The organism is Pseudomonas sp. 1152_12 (genome assembly GCF_052850675.1).
This window is the reverse complement of the sequence record NZ_VXCW01000008.1, coordinates 72,768-94,012: the sequence shown is the minus strand read 5'-3', so window position 1 is coordinate 94,012 and position 21,245 is coordinate 72,768. Positions and strand designations below refer to the sequence as shown.

Sequence of the window (21,245 nt, the reverse complement as noted above, 5' to 3'; positions counted from 1 at the left end):
CGACCTTTGCTCTACGCTTTATCAAGCGCAATACCGCTGTACTCCAATAAACATAAAAGCAGGAGATAACCATCATGCGTTACGCACATCCCGGTACTGAAGGCGCAATCGTTTCGTTCAAGGCCAAGTACGGCAACTTCATCGGCGGCGAATTCGTCGCGCCGGTGGACGGCAACTATTTCACCAACACCTCGCCTGTCAACGGCAAGCCAATCGCCGAATTCCCGCGCTCCACAGCCAAAGACATCGACAAAGCCCTCGACGCCGCCCACGCCGCCGCGGATGCCTGGGGTAAAACCTCGGCTCAGGACCGTTCGCTGGTGCTGCTGAAAATAGCCGACCGCATCGAACAGAACCTCGAACTGCTGGCCATCACCGAAACCTGGGACAACGGCAAAGCCGTGCGTGAAACCCTCAACGCCGACATCCCGCTGGCGGCCGACCATTTCCGCTACTTCGCCGGCTGCATCCGCGCCCAAGAAGGCACCAGCGCCGAAATCAACGAACTCACCGCGTCGTATCACTTCCATGAGCCGCTGGGCGTGGTCGGCCAGATCATCCCGTGGAACTTCCCACTGCTGATGGCCGCCTGGAAACTCGCCCCAGCCCTCGCCGCCGGTAACTGCGTGGTACTCAAGCCCGCCGAGCAAACCCCGCTGGGCATCAACGTGCTGATGGAACTGATCGGCGACCTGCTGCCACCGGGCGTGCTGAACGTGGTGCACGGTTTCGGCAGAGAAGCCGGTGAAGCCCTGGCCACCAGCAAGCGCATCGCCAAGATCGCCTTTACCGGTTCAACCCCCGTGGGCTCGCACATCATGCACGCGGCGGCCGAGAACATTATTCCGTCCACGGTTGAGCTGGGCGGCAAGTCGCCGAATATCTTCTTCGCTGACATCATGAAAGCCGAACCATCGTTTATCGAGAAAGCCGCCGAAGGCCTGGTGCTGGCGTTCTTCAACCAAGGCGAGGTGTGCACCTGCCCATCGCGCGCACTGGTGGAAGAGTCGATCTACGACGACTTCATGAAGGTGGTGATGAAAAAGGTCGAGCAGATCAAACGCGGCGACCCGCTCGACACCGACACCATGGTCGGCGCCCAGGCCTCCGAGCAACAGTTCGACAAGATCCTCTCCTACCTGGAAATCGCCAAGGGCGAAGGCGCGCAACTGCTGACCGGCGGCAAGGTCGAGCAGCTCACCGGCGACATGGCCGGCGGTTATTACATCCAGCCGACCCTGCTCAAGGGCACCAACGAAATGCGCGTGTTCCAGGAAGAAATCTTCGGCCCGGTGGTGAGCATCACCACCTTCAAGGACGAAGCCGAAGCCCTGGCAATCGCCAACGACACCGAGTTCGGCCTCGGCGCCGGCGTGTGGACCCGTGACATCAACCGCGCGTACCGCATGGGCCGCGCGATCAAGGCGGGCCGCGTATGGACCAACTGCTACCACCTGTACCCGGCGCACGCCGCGTTCGGCGGTTACAAGAAGTCGGGCGTGGGCCGTGAGACGCACAAGATGATGTTGGACCACTACCAGCAAACCAAGAACTTGCTGGTGAGCTACGACATTAATCCGTTGGGCTTTTTCTAACTGACACCCCGCTCCCACATTTGAAATGCACTTAAAAATGTGGGAGCGGGCTCTTCGTACGTACTTGTAACTCGCATTCGGCACAAAGATGCCGAATTAGAACAATAACAATGAAGGTGCTTCCCCATGCCTAGCGAACCCACTGGCTCATCCGTCGACTTCGAAAAAGTCGGCACCGACTACTTCCAACAACGCGAACTGAAAAAAGGCGCCGCCGGCTGGGTGCTGTTAGTTGGCCTTGGCGTTGCCTATGTGATCTCCGGCGACTACGCCGGCTGGAACTTCGGCCTGGCCCAAGGTGGCTGGGGCGGCATGTTCCTCGCCACCCTGCTCATGGCCACCATGTACTTGTGCATGTGTTTTTCCCTGGCCGAACTGTCGTCCATGATCCCCACCGCCGGTGGCGGCTACGGCTTTGCCCGCAGCGCCTTTGGCCCTTGGGGCGGGTTCCTCACCGGCACCGCGATCCTGATCGAATACGCCATCGCCCCCGCCGCCATCGCGGTGTTTATCGGCGCGTATTGCGAGTCGTTGTTCGGCATTGGCGGGTGGATGATTTACCTGGCGTTCTACATCATCTTTATCGGCATCCACATCTTCGGCGTGGGCGAAGCCTTGAAACTGATGTTTGTGATTACCGCCGTCGCGGCGATTGCCTTGGGTGTGTTCCTGGTGTCGATGGTGCCGCACTTCAACGTCGCCAATTTGCTGGATGTCCCAGTGACCGAGGCCAAAGGCGCCAGCACCTTCCTGCCGTTCGGCTACGTCGGCGTGTGGGCGGCGATTCCTTATGCCATCTGGTTTTTCCTCGCCGTCGAAGGCGTGCCGTTGGCCGCCGAAGAAACCAAGAACCCCAAACGTGACCTGCCGCGCGGCCTGATCGGCGCCATTGTGGTGCTGACCAGTTTTGCCCTGCTGATTCTGGTGATCGCACCGGGCGGCGCGGGTACTTACGCCCTGATCAAGTCGGGCAACCCTCTCGTTGAAGCATTGGCATTGTCCTACGGCGGTTCGACCTGGATGGGCAGCTTCGTCAACCTGGTTGGCCTGGCTGGACTGATCGCGAGCTTTTTCTCGATTATCTACGCCTATTCGCGGCAAATTTTCGCCTTGTCTCGCGCCGGTTACCTGCCACGCAAGCTGTCGCAGACCAACAAAAGCAAGGCGCCAGTGTTGGCGTTAGTGATCCCCGGCATCATCGGGTTTGGCCTGTCGCTGACCGGTCAGGGCGACTTGCTGATTCTGGTGGCGGTGTTTGGCGCAACCATCTCCTACGTGCTGATGATGGCCGCGCACATCACCTTGCGCATCCGCCGCCCCAAAATGGACCGGCCATACCGCACGCCGGGCGGCATCTTCACCTCCGGCGTTGCGCTGATACTGGCCTGCGTGGCCGTAGTGGCGGGCTTTCTGGTGGATCCACGGGTGGTGATTGGCGCCGCGATCATCTATGGAGTATTAATTGCTTACTTTGCTTTCTACAGCCGGCATCACTTGGTAGCAGGTACGCCGGAAGAAGAATTCGCGGCGATCCAGGCCGCAGAGGCCGCCTTGCACTAACTGCCGTAAACCTCGACGCGGGCGCTTACTCACAGCCTGCCCGCGTCGCCAAGGAGACACTGTATGGCAAGCTTTTCCCACGCGGTGGGTGCACAAACCTACCGCTTCGACAGCCTCAAGGACGTGATGGCCAAGGCCAGCCCGGCGCGTTCTGGCGACTTCCTCGCCGGCGTCGCTGCACAAAACGACGGCGAACGGGTGGCGGCGCAGATGGCGCTGGCGAATATCCCGTTGAAACACTTCCTCGAAGAAGTGCTGATCCCCTACGAAAGCGACGAAGTCACCCGGCTGATCATTGACACCCACGATAAACAGGCGTTTAGCGTGGTCAGCCACCTGACCGTCGGCGGCCTGCGCGACTGGCTGCTCAGCGAAGCGGCCGACGAACACTCCCTACGCGCCTTGGCGCCCGGTTTGACACCGGAAATGGCCGCCGCCGTCTCCAAGATCATGCGCGTGCAGGACTTGGTCTTGGTCGCGCAGAAGATCCGCGTGGTCACCCAGTTTCGCGGCACCCTGGGCCTGCGCGGGCGCTTGTCGACGCGCTTGCAACCCAACCACCCTACAGACGAACCAGCAGGCATTGCCGCGAGCATTCTCGACGGCCTGCTCTACGGCAACGGCGACGCCATGATCGGCATCAACCCGGCCACCGACAGCATCGCCTCGATCTGCGCCATGTTGGAGATGCTCGATGCGATCATCCAGCGCTACGAAATCCCCACCCAAGCCTGCGTGCTGACCCACGTCACCACCTCCATCGAGGCCATCAACCGTGGCGTGCCGCTGGACCTGGTGTTTCAGTCGATTGCCGGCACCGAGGCCGCCAACGCCAGTTTCGGCATCAGCCTCAGCGTGCTGCAGGAAGGTTATGACGCGGGCTTGAGCCTGAACCGCGGCACCCTGGGCCAGAACCTGATGTACTTCGAAACTGGCCAGGGCAGCGCCTTGTCGGCCAACGCGCACTTTGGCGTTGACCAGCAAACCTGCGAAACCCGCGCCTACGCGGTGGCGCGGCATTTCAAGCCGTTTTTGGTCAACACCGTCGTAGGGTTTATCGGCCCTGAGTACCTGTACAACGGCAAGCAGATCATCCGCGCGGGCCTTGAAGACCACTTCTGCGGCAAGCTGCTCGGCGTGCCGATGGGCTGCGACATCTGCTACACCAACCACGCCGAGGCCGACCAAGACGACATGGACACCCTGCTGACCCTGCTGGGCGTGGCCGGGATCAACTTCATCATGGGCATCCCCGGCTCCGACGACATCATGCTCAACTACCAGACCACCTCGTTCCACGACGCGTTATACGCCCGCCAAACACTGGGTTTAAAACCGGCGCCGGAGTTTGAACAGTGGCTGGCGAAAATGGGCATATTCACGCAAGCCGACGGCAAGGTGCACTTCGGCAGCAGCCTGCCACCGGCGTTTCGCCACGCCTTGAAGCAATTGGGATGAAGGAGCCGCCTGTGCAAGTAGAATTGCCTGATAACCCGTGGCTAGAGCTGCGCCGCCTGACCCCGGCGCGCATCGCACTGGGCCGCACCGGCACCAGCATTCCCACCAGCGCGCAGCTGGACTTTCAATTCGCCCACGCCCAGGCGCGTGATGCCGTGCACCTGCCTTTCGACCACGCAGCGCTCAGCAGCCAAATGGCCGAGCGCGGCCGTGACAGCTTGTTGCTGCACAGCGCCGCCGTGGACCGGCATATGTATTTGCAACGCCCAGACCTGGGGAGGCGCTTGAGTGACGAGTCGGCGCAAAGCCTGCGCGACTATGCCGCCGCCAACCCTGGCGGCGTGGACCTGGCCGTGGTGGTGGCCGATGGGCTGTCGGCGCTGGCCGTGCATAAACACACGCTGCCGTTTCTTACACGGATGGAGGAACAGACTCACGCCGAAGGGTGGTCCTTGTCGCCGGTGATTCTGGTGGAACAGGGGCGTGTAGCGGTGGCGGATGAAGTCGGCCAGTTGCTGGGCGCCAAGATGGTGGTGATTTTGATTGGCGAACGGCCAGGGCTCAGCTCGCCGGACAGCCTGGGGCTGTATTTCACTTACAACCCCAAAGTCGGCCTCACCGATGCGTATCGCAACTGCATCTCTAATGTGCGCCTTGAGGGTTTGAGCTACGGCATGGCCGCGCATCGCCTGCTTTACTTGATGAAAGAGGCGTGTCGTCGGCAGCTGTCGGGGGTCAATCTCAAGGACGAGGCGCAGGTACAGACCATCGAATCGGATGATCCTGACCTGATGAAAGGCAATTTCCTGCTCAGCCCACCAGAATGACCTATCAGCCGCATGATTGCGCTTTTTTGCGCCATTAGGCAGCATCCAGTCACGGCCGCGTGTGTGGTCATCACCCCTTTGGAAGTTGAGGCCTGGCATGCGGATTACTCAAGCGACCCTGGAACACCTGGACCTGTTGACGCCATTGTTCGTCAAGTACCGCGAGTTCTACGGGGCGCTGCCGTTCCCAGACTCGTCGCGGGCCTTTCTGGAAAAGCGCCTGCGCCGTAAGGAGTCGGTGATCTACCTGGCCCTGGCTGATGATGACGACAAACGACTGCTGGGGTTTTGCCAGCTGTACCCGAGCTATTCCTCGCTGTCGCTTAAACGCGTGTGGATCCTCAATGACATCTACGTGGCCGAAGACGCCCGCCGACAACTGGTGGCCGACAACCTGATGCGCACGGCCAAGAAAATGGCCAAAGAGACCCACGCCGTGCGGCTGCGAGTGTCGACCAGCAGTGACAACGACGTGGCACAGAAGACCTATGAGTCGATTGGGTTTCGTGAAGATACGGAGTTCAAGAACTACGTGTTGCCGATCAGTGAGGACTGATAACGCCGAATCCCTTCTGCTTCCCAGCGTGGCAAATGAGCGTCCCTGGGCCAGCCCGCTTCCTGTGGCAAGCGGGCTGGCCTCGCGTTGGGCTGCACAGCAGCCCCAAAAGCAAACGCCAAATTACACCTGAAGGAATGCGGGGCCTCTGAGGGTTGCTTCAGATCTGCAGTGAATTGATGAGCGAATATCACGAAACGCCCCGCTACAAAACCCACACGCTTTTCACCTTCCAATACGTATAATGCCGACCTTTCAGGATTGTAAGAAATACGGCATACATTCGTAGCCTTACTTACCCGTAGCCCCCGCACTGGCCTGCTGAGCCGGGCCATTCACACAGGTGCCATCCATGGATTTCAACCCGATCGACCTTATTCTGCATCTCGACGTGTACCTCGACATGCTGGTAAGAAACTACGGAGTGTGGATCTACGCCATTCTGTTTCTAGTGATTTTTTGCGAAACCGGCCTGGTGGTCATGCCGTTCCTGCCGGGTGATTCGTTGCTGTTTATCGCCGGCGCCGTGGCCGCAGGCGGCGGCATGGACCCAGTCTTACTCGGCGGCCTGCTGATGCTGGCGGCAATCCTCGGCGACAGCACCAACTACGTGATCGGACGAACAGCCGGAGAGCGCTTGTTCAGCAACCCGAATTCGAAAATCTTCCGCCGCGACTACCTGCAAAAAACCCACGACTTCTACGACAAGCACGGCGGCAAAACCGTGACCCTGGCGCGCTTCCTGCCGATCCTGCGCACCTTCGCACCGTTCGTCGCTGGCATCGCCAAAATGCCTTACCCTCGTTTCTTTGGGTTCAGCGTGTTCGGCACCGTGATCTGGGTCGGCGGCCTGGTGACCTTGGGCTACTTCTTCGGCAACGTGCCGTTTATCAAGAAGAACCTGTCGCTGCTGGTGGTGTTCATCATCCTGCTGTCGCTGGTGCCGATGATCATCGGCGTAGTCCGCAGCCGTTTTGGCAGCAACTCCTCCGAAGCCAAACCGCAGTAACCTGCGATGTGGTCCCTCAGCGCCTGGCGTCGCCGGCGCCTGCTGGCCAAGCACCCGATTGCCGATGAGACCTGGCAACGGGTGCGCCACCACCTGACCTTCCTCGACGGCATCAGCGCCGAGCAAGACCAGTGGCTGCGCGAAGCCTGCGTGGTGTTCCTCGCCGAAAAACACCTCACCGCCCTGCCCGGCGTCGACCTGCACCAGGAACAACGCCTGCTGCTCGCCGCCCAGGCGCAACTGCCGTTGATGAACCTCGGCGACCTCGACTGGTACCAAGGCTTTCACGAAATCGTGCTGTACCCCGACGATTTCATCAGCCCCCAGCGTCATCGCGATGCCAGCGGCGTCGAGCACGAGTGGGACGGCGAACACAGCGGCGAAGCCTGGCAACAAGGCCCGGTGATCCTCGCCTGGCCTGGCGTCTTGGCCAGCGGCCAATGGGAAGGCTACAACTTGGTGATCCACGAGCTGGCCCACAAGCTGGACATGCTCAACGGCGACGCCAACGGCCTGCCGCCGCTGCACCACGACATGCGCGTGCAGGAATGGGCCAGCGTGATGCAAAGCGCGTTTGACGACCTCAATCGCCAGCTGGACGCCCACCCGGACGCAGACACCGAAATAGACCCTTACGCCGCCGAAAACCCGGCAGAGTTCTTTGCCGTCACCAGCGAATATTTTTTCAGCGCCCCAGACTTACTGACCAACCGTTATCCGCAGGTGTACGCGCAACTGAGCCGCTTTTATCGCCAGGACCCCCTGGCCCGCCTGCACCAACTGCAGGCCAGCGATGCACGCTATCAGACGGAACGCCACGCGCCGTACGACGTCTGACGCATGGCATCGGCGTCAGAATATGCCTATAATCGCCGCCACTTTTAGGCCAATCCGGCCATGTTCCATGGCCAACTACGGGGGCATCGCCCAATGAGCTACAGCAAGATTCCGGCTGGCAAAGACCTGCCGAACGACATCTACGTCGCCATCGAAATTCCGGCCAACCACGCGCCGATCAAATACGAAATCGACAAAGACAGCGACTGCCTGTTCGTTGACCGTTTCATGGCCACCCCGATGTTCTACCCGGCCAACTACGGTTTCATCCCCAACACCCTGGCTGACGACGGTGACCCCCTCGACGTGCTGGTCGTAACCCCTTACCCGGTTACCCCTGGCTCGGTGATCCGCGCGCGCCCAGTCGGCATCCTGAACATGACCGACGACGGCGGCGGCGATGCCAAAGTTATCGCCGTGCCACACGACAAGCTGTCCCAGCTGTACGTGGACGTGAAGGAATACACTGACCTGCCGCCACTGCTGCTGGAACAGATCAAGCACTTCTTCGAGAACTACAAAGACCTCGAAAAAGGCAAATGGGTGAAGATCGACGGTTGGGGCAACGCAGACGCCGCCCGTGCCGAGATCATGAAGTCGGTCGCTGCCTACAAAGGCTGATACCCGCTCCTCATTGCCCCGGCAATCAAAAAAGCCCCGACTACTCGGGGCTTTTTTTGTGGGAAAAAATAAACCGAAAGTTCAATGTTTAACTCTATGCGTTTAATAAAGCAAAAACATTGAAATATCGCCCTACAACTAAGCAAATACCTACACGCGAAATTCAACGCATGGTTTATTTGATGTGTTTTCCCCGCCAGTAAACTCGTTGTTTATGAATACATCAGGTGATCGACTAAAAGCACTACTGCGGGAAGTTCATCTTTCCGCTTCCGACTTCGCCAAGAACCGCGGCGTCACGCCTCAACACGTGAACAACTGGTTCAAACGCGGCGTGCCCATGGGCAGACTCAACGAGATCGCAGAACTGCTCTGCGTCTCCAGCCGTTGGCTACGCACCGGCGAAGGCCTCAAACACCCCCCGGCCAACTTCCTGCTCGAAGGCCCCGACACCACCAAAGGACTGCTCGCCCGCGAAGAAAGCGGCAAATACCTCACAGGCCCGGCCTGCCCCCCGGAAAAAATCGACGTGGAGATCGCCCTCCACCCAACCTTCACCTCCAACGAACGCATCCGCGTCTCCTTGCACACCCTCGAAACCCTCAACGTAAACCCCGACCGCGCCGTAGGCGCCTACATGGTCGACAACAGCATGATCGACATCATCCAACAGGGCGCCACCCTCGCCATCGACCGCGGCCGCACGCAAATCACCGACGGCGAAATCTACGCCGTCGAACACGACGGCATGCTGCGCATCAAATACCTCTACAACCGCCCCGGCGGTGGGCTGCGCATGCGCAGCCACAACGCCAGCGAACACCCCGACGAATACCTCACCCACGAACAACGCTTTGAGCAAAACTTCGAGATTATCGGGTGGGTGTTCTGGTGGTCCACGCTAAACAACCGCCGACCGGTGCCATTGGACGAACACTTGTTGGGCTGGGAAGGCTCTAAATCGGACCCGGAGGTAGGCATGTGAGGTGAATGTGGGTATCATGCGCCGCACATTTGGCAGGGGGTGGCTTTGCGCTATCCACCCTGCTTGGCGATGCGGAGGAGTTCCCGCGGATGCCCCCTACTATTCAGCCAGACGTGATGTTGGCTGAGCGATTTGAAGGCTGGTGAGGTTTGTCAAAAACAAGCTGAGGCAGTCCCCGAGAAGCCGGCCACAAGCCGGCTTTTTAATGCCCGTGAGAAATACAAACCAATTGTCCAAACGGCTGTTGGACAATTGGATAAGCAAAGGCGGGTCACCTCGGCTGCAAACACTCCACAGCCCGATCTGCCACCATCTTCGCCATCTCCACTAAATGCATCACCGCCCGATGCGGCGCACCCAGTGGTTCACCAAGTGCTTGCGATGTAGCCACCGCACACTGCAGCAACTCGGCCACTCGCACCCAGGCATCTTCAAAGCTCAGCTCTTCATTGACAGTAAATGGCTTAGTCGCGGCCGACGCTGGCAAATCCGAAACAACGTTATCCATAGCAAAACTCCAATCGATAATTTGGAGCTGCCAAGATCCGCGACTAAACGAAAGGCGGCAGCTGTACGCAGGTTAGTCGACCGGTCGATTGGGAACCCGGCGCACCCGGAGGTGCCCTGCGCACAGCCACCATAAGATGCAGGCGAAGGGGTGCCTGACTCATGAATTGCTTATGCGCCAATCGAATCCGGGCGACTAAACCCGATCACTGAATGTGCAGTGACGGTCCGCAGCCTAGTCGCGGGATTTTGCTGGCGCAAGCCGCTGGGATTCTCTAGGAAACGTCCTTCAAATGAAAGGGACGGGTACTGCTGGCCGTCCAACCATTGTCATCTCTGAGTTGACAGTCTTACCCCTTCTACCCGATTTATCCCCCCGCTTCCCACCCATTAATCTGTGCCCATGTTGAACACACCACCCAACCAACCCAACCAAAAAAAAGGACTTCAACCATGAGCACTGCAACCTACAACCGCTTGAACAAAGACGACGCCGTAGTTCTGCTGGTCGACCACCAAACCGGCCTGATCTCGCTGGTGCAGGACTTCTCCCCCAACGAGTTCAAGAATAACGTGCTGGCCCTGGCGGATTTGGCCAAGTTCTTCAACTTGCCGACGATCCTCACCACCAGTTTCGAGCAAGGCCCTAACGGCCCGTTGGTGCCGGAGTTGAAGGAGATGTTCCCGCAGGCGCCGTATATCGCTCGTCCTGGTCAGATTAATGCGTGGGATAACGAAGATTTCGTTAAGGCGGTCAAGGCGACTGGGCGTAAGCAGATCATCATTGCGGGTGTGGTGACGGATGTGTGTGTGGCGTTCCCGACGTTGTCGGCGCTGGCGGAGGGGTTTGAGGTGTTTGTGGTGACGGATGCGTCGGGCACGTTTAATACCACGGTGCAGCAGGCGGCGTGGAGCCGGATGACGCAGGCGGGGGCGCAGTTGATGAATTGGTTTTCGGTAGCGTGTGAGTTGCAGGGTGACTGGCGCAATGACATGGAAGGGTTGGGGAATTTGTTGTCTCAGCGGATTCCTAACTACCGCAATTTGATGAATGGGTATGCGGCGGTGACGGCGCGTCAGGGCTGAGGTTGAGGGGCTGTGTGGCTGGCAAAAAACTGTCGGAGTGGGCTTGCCCGCGATGGCGGTGAATCAGTCATATATTAGGTGACTGACACACCGTCTTCGCGAGCAAGTCGAATCGTCGCACCGCCGCTCCCACATTTGATCTTTGCTGCTTTGAGCATTGCGTTGGTGTTTGCCTTTAACTCACTCAGTCGAGGATCAGGTGCGGGAGAAAACGGCTGGAGTCTTTGGTGATCAAGCTATTGTCTTCTCGCACGCCAATCCCTGCGGCTTGATCGCCGATCACCCAGGACCCGATCAGTGTGTAGCTGTCACCAAAGCGCGGTAGCGGTGCGAATTCCTGGAGGATGAACGGCGCGTCGGTGTAGGGGCCGTCTTCTTTTACGATCAGGCCGTCGGCGGTTTGCAGTTCGATGTTGGCGCCTTCGCGGGAGAAGAACGGTTTGCGCACCCAGCCCTTTGGCACGGCTTTGCCGGGGTCGGTATCCAGGTGGGACGCGAGCAGGTTGGGGTGGCCTTTATTGAATTCCCACAACAGCGGCAGGATGCCTTTGTTGGAGAGGATGGCTTTCCAGGCGGGCTCGAAGAACTGGGTATCGCACTGGGCAATCGCGGCGCCGAAGGGCTCGTGAAAGATGAATTCCCAGGCGTGCAGTTTGAACAGGTGGGGAATCCAGCGATCTTCGAGGTCGACGAAACGGCCGTCGCTGGTCAGGCCGATGTCTTCGATGTCGATGTGGCGTGATTCGATGCCGACCTTTTCCGCGACGAGGCGCAGGTAGTCGGTGGTGCCTTTGTCTTCGACCGAGTCTTTCATCGAGGCGAAGTAGAACGGCTGGTTAACCTGCAATTGGGCGAAGGCCTGGTGCAGTTTGGTGTCGATGCTGTTGAACTGGTCGGCATGCTTGGGCAGCAGGCCGCGTTCAATGCACTGTTCCAGCCAACCCCATTGAAACGCCGCGGCCTCGTAGAGGCTGGTCGGCGTGTCGTAGTTGAGTTCGAGCAGCTTGGCGGGCCCGGTGCCGTTGTAGGAGAAGTCCATGCGCCCGTACAGGTGCGGGTGGCCTTCGAGCCATGAGGTTCGAATCATGTCGAAGAACGGCGCGGGGATGCTCAGCCGCTCAAGCAGTTCTTCGCTCTGCACCACGCGGGCCACGAGGTCCATGCACATGTCATGAATCTCGGTGGTCGGGTCTTCAAGGTCGCGCTCGATTTGCTGGAGCGTGAACTGGTAATACGCGCGCTCGTCCCAGTAAGGTTCGTCGTCGATGGTGTGGAACAGAAAGCCGAGGCTATCGGCGGTCTGTTTCCAGTCATGACGCTCTGCGCAGTGGATCTTTTTCATCGCCCGGTTTCCTTAACTGCTCGACCCGCCGCCGCCCCAGCCGCTGCGTGCGCTGGCCTTGCTGCCGAAGCCGCCACGGGAGGTAGAGGACGCCACGGACACCGGCTTGCTGGAGGAACGAAGCGTGCTCGTGTAGTTGCTGCTGCCGTACCGGGCCTGGTTGGAGCGGCCGAAGGTTGCCCCATTGGAGACACGCTGATTGAGCGTCGAGTTGCCGTAGTTGCCGCGATCATCGCGATAGCGGTACACGGGCTCGGAGCGGTAGCTGTTGCGGTTGTTGCTGAGCATGTTGCCGATCAGCAGGCCCGTCAGCAGGCTGCTGGTGGAGAAACCCGAGCCGCCACTGTTCGCTTGGGAACCGCCGGCTTGAGCATTGGCCGCATCGACCTGCGATTGCGTCACTTGGCCGGCTGCGGTCAGTTCGAAACCGCCCAGCCTTGGGATGAACTTGCCGCTGGAGTCCTGTTGACACCAGTCGGCGACAAAGTCGGCATCGCAATCAGCTTGGCTGTCGTACACCGGGGCAATGCGCCGATGCTCGGCCATGGCCGTCATGTAGGCATCCGAGCACACGTCTACCGGAAGCTTTTCATCGGCGCATTGCTGCACAGACTGGAAGTTGTACTTCTTTTGCAAATCGTAGGTTTTTTCCGTCGGCCCACAGCCAGAGATCGCCATGGCGACCGACGCTGCCAGCGACAGCTGGACGTACTTGCTTCGTTTCATCGGGAGCTCCGTGCGCAATCAGTTCTGGGTGGGCGTCATGCACGCAGCATTCAACATGCCGACGCTGATGGCCACGGCGGCCACGTAGATACCGGCCGCAAGTTCGCCGTTTTTGATGCGCTCGGACGCGCCTTTGAGCACCAGGCTGGTCACCAAAAAGGCCAACAGTTGGACGAGGGCTGCGATCACAGCCCAGACGACGAAGTCGAGGATGCTGATCGAATAGGCAATGACGTTGCTGGCCGGAATGGCGAAACCGATGATGGCACCGCCCAGGGCGATCGCCGCCGACACGTTGCCCGCACGGATCAGTTCGAACTCCTTGTGCGGGGTGACGCGGGTGTAGATGAACTGGAACAGCGCGAAGATGACCGCTGCGCCGAGGATGTAAGTGACAAACCCAAGCACCGCAGCTTTGTTCAGGGAGATGGAGAGAGCTTCTAGCATGGACTTCTTCCTTTTTTAGAGCGCATTCAAGTCGGTTGTGTAAAGCGAAATGCCCAGCGAGGTGCTCAAGCTGATGGAGCCCTCAGCGTCTTCTTCGACGGAAAACAGCAGAAACTCTCGACGATCGGTCAGACCTGTCTCGCGGGCGTACAGCATCGAACGGTGCTCGACGGTGTAGGTGTTCTCGGGGTTTATCACCTGTTCGCTCATGGCCACCAGTTCTGTCTGGCCAGGCTCGCTGCCCCATACACGGGCGTATTCGACGCCGTTATGGGTGTAGGTCGGCAGCCCGATCAGGCTCTGTGGCCCGGCCAGCCGACGCAGTTCCGCTTCACTGCTGATAGTGACGACGCTCAGGTAGTTGAACAGGATCACCGATTCGACCTGCCCGGCGATCTCGCCAGTGGTGTGCACCTGCAGCCAGTAATCTTCGTCGTTCATGTAATAGCGCGACAGCCAGGTCGATTGCCCGAGATCAACGGTGCCGTTGGCCCAGATTTCCTGGGAGCCGGGGATCACTACCGTGGAGTTCTCATCGAGCAGCAATTTCAGGCTCGTGTCGAATATCACGCCTTTGCCCGGTGCCAGGCCCAATGGGCCGGTGACTGGCAGAGCTTCGCCGGCAGTCCATTTCGACTCAGATTTCGCGTGTGGGGCTTCAAGCCCCATCAACTGTTTAAACCATCCCATTGGAGATTTCCTTGAGGCGGGTAGAGGCGATGTAGAAGAGTTCGCCGCCTTCAACGCGGGTGGCGCCAGGCGGGTTGATTGACGGTTGTTGAGCTCCTTTGGCGCGATAGCCGATGAGGGTGGCGTTGTGCTGCTCTTTCATGTGCGTGTACAGGTCGCCGAACGTTGCCTCAAAGGCCTCGGGCAATTTCATCAGGTATTGGGTAGCACCCTGCCCCACGCACAGCAGCTCATTGATGACCACGGACGAGCCTGGGTCCTGAGAGGCGCGCACCAACATTTCGATGGCCATGCTTGAGGTGCATTCCAGGCTGGGCGCATAGGAGCTGGCGAGTGCGGCAATTTCACTTTCATTGAAGTGGGCGACCACGTGCCCCACAGGGCTCAACTGATTCACCGCCAACACGGTGGCCAGTGTCAGGTCATCGGACGGGGTTCGCACCAGCACCCGCTCGGCACCGGGAACACCTGCACGCAGTAGTAATGCGGTGGAGGACAGGCTTTCGCCTCTGATGAACGCCGCCTTTCCAGGCATCGGGTTTTCTTCCAGCGTGCAGTCGCAGATGACGATCAGGTTGTCGCTCGAGGTTTCATCTTGAAGCAACAACTCAATGACCCGCTCGCTGGACGCGCCCTCCCAGCCGATGAGCACGGTGTGGCCGACCTTGCCGGTGAAATTGCCTTTGCCCTTCATGCCTTTTCTCCATGCATCAATAACACTGCTGGTGGTTTTGCCGATGGCTGCCGTCAGCAGCGCAATGCCCCCGAGCATGACCCAAGTGGCGACAAAAATTCGCCCCGCCGAGGTCTGCGGTGCGAGGTCGCCATAGCCGACAGTGAGCGTGGTGGTGAGATAGAAGTAAATAAACGTGGCGGGAGCGGTGAGGTGTTGTTCGCCCAGAAACACCAAACCCAGATACGCCGTGCCCAGGTGTACACCCAAGGCAATGACCAGCCCTGCCCAACCGAAGCGGTGAAAGAGGGAGGACGCGTAGAGACGCAACAAAAGAAAAATCGACATATCGTCCCTGATTCCCTGGGTACTTGATTCCTGATGACGTCATCGCCTCAGCATTCACCCGGCATTAAACCTGCTGCGCGGCGTAGAGAGAAGTACTTTGGCCGCAATAAACCCGGCGAGCGCACCAAACAGATGGCCTTCGAAGGAAATCCCCTGGCGCGGCAGGAAGCCAAGGATCAGCCCGCCATACAGCAGCGCCACGACAGCGGCCGTGATCAGGTTGCTCCAGCTCCGGTGGAACCAGGCGCGAGACAGCAGGTAGGCCCAGAGCCCGAATACCCAGCCGCTGGCACCGACGTGTACGCCGGTAAAACCGAACAGCCAGACCAGCGAGCCGCCCAGCAGAATAATGATCGCGCTGACGGCGATGAACCGGTTGAGCCCTTCGACAATGACCAGGGTGCCCAGTACCAAAAAGGCAATCAGGTTGGCGCTCAGGTGCGCGAAGGACGCGTGTAAAAAAGGTGAGGCGAGGATGCCGAACAGCCCCTGCACCGTTCTCGGGATCAGGCCGAATACCATGAGGCTGTAACCGGTGGCTACATTGATCAGTTGCAGGACGACCATAAAGAGCGCCAAGCCTGCGATTGTTTTGAAACCCTTCAGGGTATCCATCCTGACCTCGACGTAGAAAAAGGAAGGGCAGACCTTAATGCCGGTCAGTTAAGCGCAACGACCCTGTGGGAACGGCGGCGCAACGATTCGACTGGCTCGCGAAAGCGGTGGGTCAGCCAACATCAATGCTTGCCGGGCCGACGCATTCGCGAGCAAGTCGAATCGTCGCACCGCCGCTCCCACATTTGATCTTCACTGCTTTGAGCATTTCGTCCACTTAACTGACCTGCCCTTCCTGCTGCGGCGTTGTTTACTCAGCCGACTTTTGCTTCAGGCGTTCCAGAATCGCATTGGCGCTGCCTGTGTCCGGCGTGATACCGGCTTCGCGCAACTTGCGCTCCAGGTCAGTACCCGTGGATGCATCCGCCAGCTCATCCTGGGCTTGCAGTTCAGCGGCGCGTTGCTGCTGCTTGGCTTGCAAGCGGTTCAGCGTCCCGACGGCGGTTTCCAGCTTGCCGTTGGCACCGCCATTGGCGATGGACGCGCTGACTTGGGCCTTCTGTACGCTTTCGCGCGCCTTGGCCATGTCCACTTGCTGGCGCAGGCTTTTGATCCGGCTTTCGGCTTTGGTGATGTCTTTGCGCATGCTCTCAGCGTACCCGCCGAACTCGGTGGTCTGCTTTTGCTCGACATCACGTTCGTTGGTCAGGGTTGAAATAGCTTCGGCAACTTCCATCGCCAGGTCTTCACGATTGGCCTGGATAGCCGCCATCGCTTTGGACTCCAGGTCCTTGATCTTGGCGTCGTACTCGCTGACGCGATCAGCCGCCAGTTTGTGCTTGGCCATGATGCTGACCAGTTCACGCTTGGCGTTGGCCAGCGCGCTGTCAGCGTCGCGAATTTCCTGGTCGAGGATGCGCAGGGCTTGTTGGTCGACGATCGATTCACCGACTTCGCTGGCACCGCCACGTACCGCAGTGAACAATTTGCTCCAGATGGACTGAGTCATTGGATACTCCCGAATAATTAGTTGAAGAAACGTTCAAAGGCTTCGCTGGCGCGCTGCACGTTGTCGACGAGGGTTTTCACCTCGGTCACGATGTTGGTCAGGCTGGAGTCGGAACTCAGCGCGCCGAACATGTTGTAAACAACTTGGCCGTTAGGCATGGACTCGATACCGATCGAAGACAACGGGAACATCTCCCGGCTGCGCAGCACCGCGTCATTGAACGCCGTTACGTCGCTGATGGACTCGACGTCGACCAGCACGGTGTCCACGATGATCTGCTCGCCCACCACCGCGATGTAAATCGGCAGGCCCCCGAAGTCGTTCATTTCCAGCTTGATGCTGGACTCGGAGCCTTGAACGAGAGAAAGCGTAATGTCGTTGGAAACCACTTCATCCAAGGCCTGAAGCGCCGTGAAGAGGCGATCGATATTCCAGTTAGTACCTGCGCTCATGAAATTCTCCGACATGAATGAGCCAGCCAGAATCGGTTGGCGAAGCTGTTTCTCCATTTGCTTGAGCAGGCTTCGATTTTCGGGAAGCACCCAAGTCTCGTGTTTCACATACCCGGCGGCCGCCAGGCCCGCGCGCATCTGCTTCATGTAAAAGCTCGATGGCTTTTTCGCAGGCGGTTTCAAGCGCTCTCCCTTGCGGCTTGCGGAATCGGTATCGACCCCGGCTTGCGGGTTCGATGGAGAGCTGCTTTTCATGGTGCTGACCTCGTTGTGAAAAACTCACGCGTGAGAAAATCTACAGGTAATTCTCATAAGGCTCAATAGCTCACGCGTGAGATTTTCCCCCGGTGCTCAACACCGCCGAAATCCCCCTTCGCTCAAGAGTAGCCCTGCCAACCTCTCAATCTGATCAACGGTTATTCGGCGCAGGCAGTTCATCCCCCCCAGAGCGCCGCGCTCTACGATAACCCCGCCTTGAACGGCGGACTTTTTTGCGTGTGCCTGTCTTACTGCATAAATGTTCCGAAATAGCCTTGGCGTTGTGAATTGTTGTGAAGGCTTTGCAAATTGGGCAAAGGCCCGTGCTAAGTTCCGTGACATTGCAGTTCATAGCATTCATGTACAGCGGCCGAGCCACTAAGGCCGCCCTCTTGCTATTCAATAAACAGCCTCGGGTAGTTAACCAGGAAGTTGTGCGGCCCTGCGCGTTTAAAAAGGGCTCGGTGCAACAATCACATCAGGAGAAGCACCATGGTAGCGAAGGTAGAAACGACCCCAAAAGACGCCGCGGTCAATAATAAAAGCTCCGTCGCTGCCTGGGAAAAATCGGTCAAAAAAGCGTCTGCACCGAAGGATGAGCTGGGCAAAGGCCAGAAGCGGCCGGAAGGTGACAACCGCTCAGCCCAGCAAATCATTGATGACACGCCGCTGCTCGCGCAACTCGGCAATCAAAGCGGAGTGAAGGACAACCTTAAGAAGCAGGTCGGTGATTTTGAGAAAGACGCGGATGCCGCCTACCGCGCCTCCAAAGTGCTGGAGCATGTGGAGTACGTCGATGAGAGCGGCAAGCTTACCGATGGTGAAAATGTCGGCAACAACAGCATCGACGGGTTTACCAAAGACGGCGAAGCTCGTCATGGTACCGAGGCGGGCCGGCTGCAGGACTTTGGCAAGTATGGCTATTCGAGCCTGCGCGGCGAGGTGGTCAAGTCCGACTTGGGCGACAGGCAGAAGCGCCCCGACGGTGACACGCGCTCGGCCAAAGAGATTATCGACGCCACACCGCTGTTGAAAAACCTCGGCAACCAGAGCGGTGTGAAGGACAACCTCAAGAAGCAAGTGGGTGATTTCGAGAATGACGCCGACGCCGCGTACCGCGCCACCCAGGTGCTGGAGCACGTGGTCAGCATTGACGAAAACGGCAAACTGCTGACCGGTTACGACGCCCGCAACAAAGACAACGACAGCATCGATGGCTTCACCAAAGACAAAGAAGCCCGCCACGGCACCGAGGCTGGCCGCTTGCAGGATTTCGGCAAGTACGGCTACTCAAGCCTCAAAGGCGACCTGATGCACGTCAAAGACGCGACCCACACCGACAAGGCCGCGCCGCCCGATGAGCCCGAAGACGTACAGGCCCTGCGCGACAAGTACAACATCCCCACCTTCGGTGCCGAAGGGCTGATGGACATGGAGTTGCCCAACGACAAGACCGTGGGCGGCCAGACGGCCGAGAACTTTGTGCAGGGTATTCGCGATGACATCAAGAGCGGCAAGCTGACCGAAGACTCGGATGAAGCCAAGATCGTCAAGCTGATGGACGCCCAGGCCGCACTGGATAGCGGCTACGACTTGTACGGCTACGCCGAGAGCATCAACCTGGGCAGCGGCACTTACCGTGAGACGGATAAGAGCCCGACCAAGTTGAACGGCAAAGACGTCAAGGAAATGGTCGACGAGGACAAACTCGCCAAAGAAATTTCCACATTGATGGGCAAAGAAGGCATTAAGGACCGTTACGATGCAGAACTAAAGAAAAGTGTCGGTAGTTTGTCGGAAGATCGACTCAACGACGTGCGCGAACAAGTCTTCCCCGCACTCTTCAAAGAGGGCACCCGTGATGCCAACTTGAACTTCGAAGAGTATGTAATCGCGATGAATGACTCGGGCGATCCGAAAAAAGCTGAAATAGCCGAGTTGGATGTAGACCGCTATTTCGAGTCGCTGCGCATTCTCGAACCGGACAGCTACACCGCGCGCCGTCAGACGTTCGACCAGAACATGATGACGCACCAACTCGACACCTATATGGAAAACCCCGACAAGGTCTCGCCGGAAAATGCCGAAAGCGGCCTGAAGGCCTCGTTCACGATGATCAAGGGCGGTATCAACGCCGTCCTCGGTGGCTTGGACAAGGGCGACAAAACCTACGACATGTACAAGAAGATGAAGGATGAGATCGACATCCTCGACGGCCATATCAAAGGGCTGACTCCGGCCGAAAACAAACAGATCGCAGCCGCCATTCGTCTCGCCGCCGCCAGCGGCGACCCGAAAGCCATCGACAAGGTGGTCGACACTCAGTTGAAGGGCCTGGGCGATAAGCGCGAGGCGTCCGCAGGCTCCTTGAAGAAGGTGCTGCACACCGCCAGCTCCACTGGCGGGCTGAGTGCCATGGCGGGCACCATGAACCTGGTCAGCGGCGCCCTGCAGATCGCCAATGGCGGCGGCAACATGACCGACGACCAGAAAATCGCCGCCGCGAAAGACCTGGTCGCCGGTTTGAGCTTTACGAACGACTTCCTCAAGTTCGGTTCGAATATTGCGAAAACCCTGGGTGGCACTGAGCCCGATGACCCTGACGTGAACAAAGAGAATAAAGGCCCGGCAAAAAGCAAAGCCACTGATTGGCTGGGCCTGCTTGATGAGAATCTCCCGGATATCTGGGGTAAAAAAGCCACTAAAAAATCTGACGCACTGGCCGCCGCCATCAGCACCCGCGTCAAAGAGTCATCCGAAACCCTCAAGAAACTCGACGTGGGCAACCTGTCGGCCGACGAGGTAAAGGAGTACAACAACGCCGCCAAATCCCTTGGCGAACACATGGGCGTCAAGGACATTCCCGGCAAAGGTACTCCGGCGTCAAAATCCGAAATTGCGATCGCCTCCGGGCGCTCGTTCCTGCGCTTTATGGGCGGTGCTGGCCTGGACTTGACCGGCGGCGTGATGGACATCGTTTCCGGCGCGCGCAAACTGAAAAATGCCAAGACCGCATTGGAAAAAACTGACGCTGCCTTCACGCTGGGCGGTGGTGCGTCCGGTACCGGTATGGCGATCGCCAATACCATCGCGATGTTCGCCCCCAAAGGTGCTCATCTGGCAGGCAAACTGGCCGGTGATGTTGCCGCGACGGTTATACGTGGGCTCGCCATCGGCGCGCGTGTTGCAGGTCCGATTTTCGCCGTGGCAGGTGTGATCTTCGGGGTCGCAGGCACCCTGATTGCCGAGGCGGTCGAACACGCAAAAATGCAAAAGCTGACCGACTCACAAGGCAAGTTCTTCAAGGACCTGGCCGACGCTGGCGTGACCAAGGAGGACTGGGGCGACAAGCTCGAATACGCGCGTTATGCAACCTACATGTACGGCGGCCGCGACACGCCGGACGACAAATCGATGTTCGAGTATCAGTCGGACGAGTGGAAACACTTCAAGGAAACCAAAGACAAAAAAGGCAGCTCCTTGGCGCGATTGGCGCCGTACCTGCACAAAGACAGCGACCCGGACAGCAAGAACCTGTGGGAGAAATTCCTGGCCGGCGGGACCAGTTCCAGTGGGCCGCATGGCAGTGAGCGGCACACCGACGACTGGCGGCCTTGGGGCAGCACGGACATGGAGACAGGGAGCAAGCACACGGCTTGATTTCAGGTAGACGTTTATCCTGCAAGCGCAAATCCCCCTGTGGG

Annotated in this window: 20 protein-coding genes; 11 read left to right on the top strand and 9 right to left on the bottom strand. The window is 58.8% G+C overall.

Annotation, left to right across the window (positions count from 1 at the left end; all coding sequences use genetic code 11):
* The first annotated feature begins 74 nt into the window (after positions 1–74).
* From exaC to FW764_RS16570, 9 genes are all read left to right on the top strand, one after another.
* Positions 75–1,595 carry an acetaldehyde dehydrogenase ExaC gene (gene exaC, locus FW764_RS16610; RefSeq protein WP_446434810.1) on the top strand — a complete coding sequence of 507 codons (1,521 nt, stop codon included), beginning with the start codon at positions 75–77 and terminating at the stop codon, positions 1,593–1,595.
* 126 nt (positions 1,596–1,721) lie between these two features.
* Positions 1,722–3,155: an ethanolamine permease gene (gene eat, locus FW764_RS16605; protein ID WP_446434809.1), complete on the top strand. Its 1,434-nt coding sequence runs from the start codon at positions 1,722–1,724 to the stop codon at positions 3,153–3,155.
* Between the two features lie 63 nt (positions 3,156–3,218).
* A complete protein-coding gene (locus FW764_RS16600) occupies positions 3,219–4,613 on the top strand; it encodes an ethanolamine ammonia-lyase subunit EutB (protein ID WP_446434808.1) in 1,395 nt (464 codons plus the stop codon).
* Positions 4,610–5,440, top strand: a complete 831-nt coding sequence (gene eutC, locus FW764_RS16595; RefSeq protein WP_094953342.1) for an ethanolamine ammonia-lyase subunit EutC — start codon at positions 4,610–4,612, stop codon at positions 5,438–5,440. Before FW764_RS16600 ends, eutC begins: the two co-directional genes overlap by 4 nt.
* 97 nt (positions 5,441–5,537) lie before the next feature.
* Complete coding sequence (locus FW764_RS16590) at positions 5,538–5,996, top strand: GNAT family N-acetyltransferase (protein WP_094953341.1); 459 nt, start codon at positions 5,538–5,540, stop codon at positions 5,994–5,996.
* Between the two features lie 352 nt (positions 5,997–6,348).
* A complete protein-coding gene (locus tag FW764_RS16585; RefSeq protein WP_446434807.1) occupies positions 6,349–7,005 on the top strand; it encodes a DedA family protein in 657 nt (218 codons plus the stop codon).
* Between the two features lie 6 nt (positions 7,006–7,011).
* Positions 7,012–7,842, top strand: coding sequence for a M90 family metallopeptidase (locus FW764_RS16580; protein WP_446434806.1), 831 nt, complete (start codon positions 7,012–7,014; stop codon positions 7,840–7,842).
* A gap of 93 nt (positions 7,843–7,935) precedes the next feature.
* Entirely contained in the window at positions 7,936–8,463 is a 528-nt protein-coding gene (gene ppa, locus FW764_RS16575) for an inorganic diphosphatase (RefSeq protein WP_003176323.1), read from the top strand.
* A 214-nt stretch (positions 8,464–8,677) separates the two neighbouring features.
* Positions 8,678–9,448, top strand: a complete 771-nt coding sequence (locus tag FW764_RS16570) for a LexA family transcriptional regulator (RefSeq protein ID WP_446434805.1) — start codon at positions 8,678–8,680, stop codon at positions 9,446–9,448.
* A gap of 271 nt (positions 9,449–9,719) precedes the next feature.
* Here FW764_RS16570 and FW764_RS16565 read toward each other — a convergent pair whose 3' ends face one another.
* On the bottom strand, positions 9,720–9,956 hold the full coding sequence (locus FW764_RS16565; protein WP_446434804.1) for a DUF6124 family protein: 237 nt from the start codon (positions 9,954–9,956) through the stop codon (positions 9,720–9,722).
* 452 nt (positions 9,957–10,408) lie between these two features.
* Here FW764_RS16565 and ycaC point away from each other — a divergent pair, with 452 nt between their 5' ends.
* Positions 10,409–11,041, top strand: a complete 633-nt coding sequence (ycaC, locus tag FW764_RS16560) for an isochorismate family cysteine hydrolase YcaC (protein WP_446434803.1) — start codon at positions 10,409–10,411, stop codon at positions 11,039–11,041.
* Positions 11,042–11,225: 184 nt separating this feature from the next.
* On the opposite strand, the gene FW764_RS16555 is transcribed toward ycaC, so the two are convergent.
* The 8 genes from FW764_RS16555 to FW764_RS16520 all read right to left on the bottom strand — a co-directional run bounded on the left by FW764_RS16555 (position 11,226) and on the right by FW764_RS16520 (position 17,538).
* Positions 11,226–12,383 carry a glutathionylspermidine synthase family protein gene (locus tag FW764_RS16555; RefSeq protein WP_446434802.1) on the bottom strand — a complete coding sequence of 386 codons (1,158 nt, stop codon included), beginning with the start codon at positions 12,381–12,383 and terminating at the stop codon, positions 11,226–11,228.
* Between the two features lie 12 nt (positions 12,384–12,395).
* Positions 12,396–13,109, bottom strand: a complete 714-nt coding sequence (locus FW764_RS16550; protein ID WP_446434801.1) for a DUF1190 domain-containing protein — start codon at positions 13,107–13,109, stop codon at positions 12,396–12,398.
* Between the two features lie 18 nt (positions 13,110–13,127).
* Positions 13,128–13,556 carry a DUF350 domain-containing protein gene (locus FW764_RS16545; protein ID WP_446434800.1) on the bottom strand — a complete coding sequence of 143 codons (429 nt, stop codon included), beginning with the start codon at positions 13,554–13,556 and terminating at the stop codon, positions 13,128–13,130.
* Positions 13,557–13,571: 15 nt separating this feature from the next.
* On the bottom strand, positions 13,572–14,246 hold the full coding sequence (locus FW764_RS16540; protein ID WP_446434799.1) for a DUF2491 family protein: 675 nt from the start codon (positions 14,244–14,246) through the stop codon (positions 13,572–13,574).
* Positions 14,233–15,267: an ion channel gene (locus FW764_RS16535; protein WP_446434798.1), complete on the bottom strand. Its 1,035-nt coding sequence runs from the start codon at positions 15,265–15,267 to the stop codon at positions 14,233–14,235. Before FW764_RS16535 ends, FW764_RS16540 begins: the two co-directional genes overlap by 14 nt.
* A gap of 54 nt (positions 15,268–15,321) precedes the next feature.
* Positions 15,322–15,882, bottom strand: coding sequence for a rhomboid family intramembrane serine protease (locus FW764_RS16530; RefSeq protein WP_446434797.1), 561 nt, complete (start codon positions 15,880–15,882; stop codon positions 15,322–15,324).
* A 250-nt stretch (positions 15,883–16,132) separates the two neighbouring features.
* Positions 16,133–16,831 (bottom strand): PspA/IM30 family protein, encoded by a 699-nt coding sequence (locus FW764_RS16525; RefSeq protein ID WP_446434796.1) that lies wholly within the window; start codon positions 16,829–16,831, stop codon positions 16,133–16,135.
* 17 nt (positions 16,832–16,848) lie between these two features.
* The gene (locus FW764_RS16520) at positions 16,849–17,538 is read right to left on the bottom strand and encodes a YjfI family protein (protein WP_446434795.1); all 690 of its coding nucleotides are present in this window, start codon (positions 17,536–17,538) and stop codon (positions 16,849–16,851) included.
* A gap of 495 nt (positions 17,539–18,033) precedes the next feature.
* On the opposite strand from FW764_RS16520, the gene FW764_RS16515 reads away from it, so the two are divergent.
* Positions 18,034–21,201, top strand: coding sequence for a hypothetical protein (locus FW764_RS16515; protein ID WP_446434794.1), 3,168 nt, complete (start codon positions 18,034–18,036; stop codon positions 21,199–21,201).
* The last annotated feature ends 44 nt before the right edge of the window (positions 21,202–21,245 follow it).

Bases quoted from the DNA above. Each gene is read 5' to 3' on its own strand.
- FW764_RS16550 (WP_446434801.1), bottom strand. From the start codon at position 13,109: ATGAAACGAAGCAAGTACGTCCAGCTGTCGCTGGCAGCGTCGGTCGCC.
- eat (WP_446434809.1), top strand. From the start codon at position 1,722: ATGCCTAGCGAACCCACTGGCTCATCCGTCGACTTCGAAAAAGTCGGC.
- FW764_RS16545 (WP_446434800.1), bottom strand. From the start codon at position 13,556: ATGCTAGAAGCTCTCTCCATCTCCCTGAACAAAGCTGCGGTGCTTGGG.
- FW764_RS16515 (WP_446434794.1), top strand. From the start codon at position 18,034: ATGGTAGCGAAGGTAGAAACGACCCCAAAAGACGCCGCGGTCAATAAT.
- eutC (WP_094953342.1), top strand. From the start codon at position 4,610: ATGAAGGAGCCGCCTGTGCAAGTAGAATTGCCTGATAACCCGTGGCTA.
- FW764_RS16585 (WP_446434807.1), top strand. From the start codon at position 6,349: ATGGATTTCAACCCGATCGACCTTATTCTGCATCTCGACGTGTACCTC.
- FW764_RS16555 (WP_446434802.1), bottom strand. From the start codon at position 12,383: ATGAAAAAGATCCACTGCGCAGAGCGTCATGACTGGAAACAGACCGCC.
- ppa (WP_003176323.1), top strand. From the start codon at position 7,936: ATGAGCTACAGCAAGATTCCGGCTGGCAAAGACCTGCCGAACGACATC.
- ycaC (WP_446434803.1), top strand. From the start codon at position 10,409: ATGAGCACTGCAACCTACAACCGCTTGAACAAAGACGACGCCGTAGTT.
- FW764_RS16600 (WP_446434808.1), top strand. From the start codon at position 3,219: ATGGCAAGCTTTTCCCACGCGGTGGGTGCACAAACCTACCGCTTCGAC.
- FW764_RS16570 (WP_446434805.1), top strand. From the start codon at position 8,678: ATGAATACATCAGGTGATCGACTAAAAGCACTACTGCGGGAAGTTCAT.
- FW764_RS16540 (WP_446434799.1), bottom strand. From the start codon at position 14,246: ATGGGATGGTTTAAACAGTTGATGGGGCTTGAAGCCCCACACGCGAAA.
- FW764_RS16530 (WP_446434797.1), bottom strand. From the start codon at position 15,882: ATGGATACCCTGAAGGGTTTCAAAACAATCGCAGGCTTGGCGCTCTTT.
- FW764_RS16565 (WP_446434804.1), bottom strand. From the start codon at position 9,956: ATGGATAACGTTGTTTCGGATTTGCCAGCGTCGGCCGCGACTAAGCCA.
- FW764_RS16580 (WP_446434806.1), top strand. From the start codon at position 7,012: ATGTGGTCCCTCAGCGCCTGGCGTCGCCGGCGCCTGCTGGCCAAGCAC.
- FW764_RS16590 (WP_094953341.1), top strand. From the start codon at position 5,538: ATGCGGATTACTCAAGCGACCCTGGAACACCTGGACCTGTTGACGCCA.
- FW764_RS16520 (WP_446434795.1), bottom strand. From the start codon at position 17,538: ATGAAAAGCAGCTCTCCATCGAACCCGCAAGCCGGGGTCGATACCGAT.
- FW764_RS16525 (WP_446434796.1), bottom strand. From the start codon at position 16,831: ATGACTCAGTCCATCTGGAGCAAATTGTTCACTGCGGTACGTGGCGGT.
- FW764_RS16535 (WP_446434798.1), bottom strand. From the start codon at position 15,267: ATGTCGATTTTTCTTTTGTTGCGTCTCTACGCGTCCTCCCTCTTTCAC.
- exaC (WP_446434810.1), top strand. From the start codon at position 75: ATGCGTTACGCACATCCCGGTACTGAAGGCGCAATCGTTTCGTTCAAG.